The organism is Catenibacterium sp. UBA627 (assembly GCF_002299355.1).
In the GTDB taxonomy this organism is placed as follows: Bacteria; Bacillota_I; Bacilli_A; order Erysipelotrichales; family Coprobacillaceae; genus Catenibacterium; species Catenibacterium mitsuoka.
On record NZ_DBPF01000027.1, the window covers coordinates 1 to 2,685 of the forward strand.

The following is a 2,685-nucleotide window of genomic DNA, read 5'->3' on the forward strand; positions in this document are numbered from 1 at the left end:
TTTTGTCTTAGAAGGTGGCTCGATTCATGTAGATGGTGAAGGAACACTTATTACAACTGAAGAATGTTTATTAAGTCCTGGACGCAATCCTACAATGACTCGTGATAAGATTGAAGAGAAGCTGAAACAATATTTGAATGTAGAAAAGATCATCTGGCTTCCTTATGGTATTTATAATGATGAAACAAATGAACATGTAGATAACTTCTGTTGTTTTGTAAAGCCTGGTGAAGTGCTTCTTGCATGGACTGATGATGAAGAGGATCCACAATATATAAGAAGTCATATGGCTTATGAAATCTTATCTGGTCAAAAAGATGCAAAAGGAAGACCGTTAAAGATTCATAAGCTCCCTATTCCACATATTCCTGTATGTATTACTGAAGAAGATTTAAAAGGATATGTGTTTGAAGAGGGAGAAGATACAAGAGAAGTTGGAGAACGTTTAGCTGCAAGCTATATTAATTTCTATATTGGCAATCATTGTGTCTTATTACCTCAATTTGGAGATGGACATGATTCTCTTGCGGTTGATATCTTAAAAGAATGTTTTCCTGAACGTGACATTATTCCTATTGATGCACGTGTTATTTTAACAGGTGGAGGTAATATCCACTGTATTACACAGCAAATTCCTGCAAAGTAGGAGGTTTATATGAGACAAGTCAAAGTTGCTGCATTACAGTTTTCATGCAGTCGAGATGTACAAGAAAATATTAATAAAGCAGAAAAGATGGTAAGAGAGGCAGCAGACAATGATGCCAATATCATTCTGCTTCCTGAATTATTTGAACGTCAGTATTTCTGTCAGGAAAAACGCTATGACTATTATGATTATGCATTACCTCTTGAAAAAAATCCTGCCGTGAATCGTTTTAAAGAAGTTGCAAAGGAATTAGGTGTAGTCATTCCTGTGAGCTTCTATGAAAGAGATATAGATCGTCTCTTTAATACTGTAGCAATGATTGATGCCGATGGAAGTGTGTTAGGTATTTATAGAAAAACACATATTCCTGATGATCATTTTTATCAGGAGAAGTTCTATTTCACTCCTGGTGATACTGGTTCTAAAGTATTTGATACACGTTTTGGTTGTATTGGTGTAGGCATCTGCTGGGATCAATGGTTTCCTGAAGCCGCAAGATGTATGGCCGTACAGGGTGCGGAGATGTTACTCTACCCTACTGCCATTAGCAGTGAACCTATTTTAGATGTTGATAGCAGTAGTCATTGGAGACGTGTGATGCAGGGTCATGCAGCCGCTAATTTAATGCCTGTAGTGACTGCAAATCGTATTGGAGTAGAAACAGTTGGACCTTGTAAAAAAAATGCAGGACAATCTTCTTCTTTAGATTTTTATGGTTGTTCTTTTATTGCGGATGCAACAGGAGATATTATTGCCTCAGCAAAGCAGGAAGAAACAATACTTTATGGAGAGTTTGATTTAGATGCATTGAAAGAGGACCGTTTATCTTGGGGATTGTTCAGAGATAGACGTCCTGAGACATATGTCATAATGACAAAGAAATAAATATTATTAGAAAAGGACTGACCCCTTACATAAGGATCAGTCCTTTTAACATAAAAAATGAGAGGCGCGCAGGTCCTCTCACAACGTAAACTTATATTATCTTATTTTTCTTATAAAGTAAAGAATGCTCAATAAGAAAACATATATTAAAGACTGAATCCATTATTGGGTTCAGTCCTTTTAATACTATATTCCTGATACAACTTTAATCATTAATAATACTAATACAATTGGAATTACTGGTTTAATAATCTTAGAACCATTATTCACAACCATTCCAGCACCTACATAATGTCCCGCAATACTAAAGCATGAAGCAGCAAGTCCTAATCCCCATAGGATCTTCCCTGCTAAGATAAATGTAACTAATGCTGAAATGTTTGAAGATAGATTTACTACCTTTACATTTCCTGTCGCCTTATATATTGGCATCTTCGCAAACTTAGTAAATATAAGTAATAAGAATGTGCCTGTTCCTGGACCATAGAATCCATCATAGCAGCCAATCACAAATGAGCATACAATCGCAATCAAATATTGTTTAGTCTTTGTCATTCCAACTGGAACTTCTACATCCATATTCTTATCTTTTAATACACAGATTGCGGCAACTGGTAAAAGAACAACTAATACCATCTTTAAAATTGAATCACTCATAATGAGTGTAAGATTTGCGCCTGCGACAGAACCAATGAGTGCGCCAATGACTGTTCCTGGTACAAATCCCCAATCTACTTTTTTATTCTTAATAAGTCGTGCAGTCGATACAACAGTGCCTGTTGATGAAGATAGCTTATTTGTCGCAATTGCGGCGTGTACTGGTATTCCTGCAAACATATAGGCTGGAAGTGAAATTAGACCTCCCCCACCTGCAATTGAATCTACAAAGCCCGCTAGAAATACTAACGGACATACAATGAAATAAATCCTCATTTTCCCTTTTCCTTTACATAAGATATAAGATGTGAATACCTCGATTCCCTATTGTAGCGATTTAGGAAATAGATATAAACTACCTTTTTATGTATGAAGTATTTAATATGTTTTGTTAGACAGTGTCTAGCAAGGTTCAAAATTCAGTTTTATGGTAAAACAAAAACTCCCAAAAGGGAGTTCTTGAATGTCTCTTGTAATAAGTGATAAATAATATTATC

Annotated in this window: 3 protein-coding genes; 2 read left to right on the top strand and 1 reads right to left on the bottom strand. The window is 35.7% G+C overall.

Going from position 1 to position 2,685, the window contains the following annotated elements:
• Both B2S90_RS01705 and aguB read left to right on the top strand, forming a co-directional pair.
• On the top strand, positions 1 to 646 hold a 646-nt coding region (locus tag B2S90_RS01705), incomplete at its 5' end, for an agmatine deiminase family protein (protein ID WP_286696460.1).
• A gap of 9 nt (positions 647 to 655) precedes the next feature.
• Positions 656 to 1,531: an N-carbamoylputrescine amidase gene (gene aguB, locus B2S90_RS01710; RefSeq protein ID WP_286696461.1), complete on the top strand. Its 876-nt coding sequence runs from the start codon at positions 656 to 658 to the stop codon at positions 1,529 to 1,531.
• Positions 1,532 to 1,717: 186 nt separating this feature from the next.
• On the opposite strand, the gene B2S90_RS01715 is transcribed toward aguB, so the two are convergent.
• Complete coding sequence (locus tag B2S90_RS01715) at positions 1,718 to 2,464, bottom strand: TSUP family transporter (RefSeq protein ID WP_279079147.1); 747 nt, start codon at positions 2,462 to 2,464, stop codon at positions 1,718 to 1,720.
• Positions 2,465 to 2,685 lie beyond the last annotated feature (221 nt).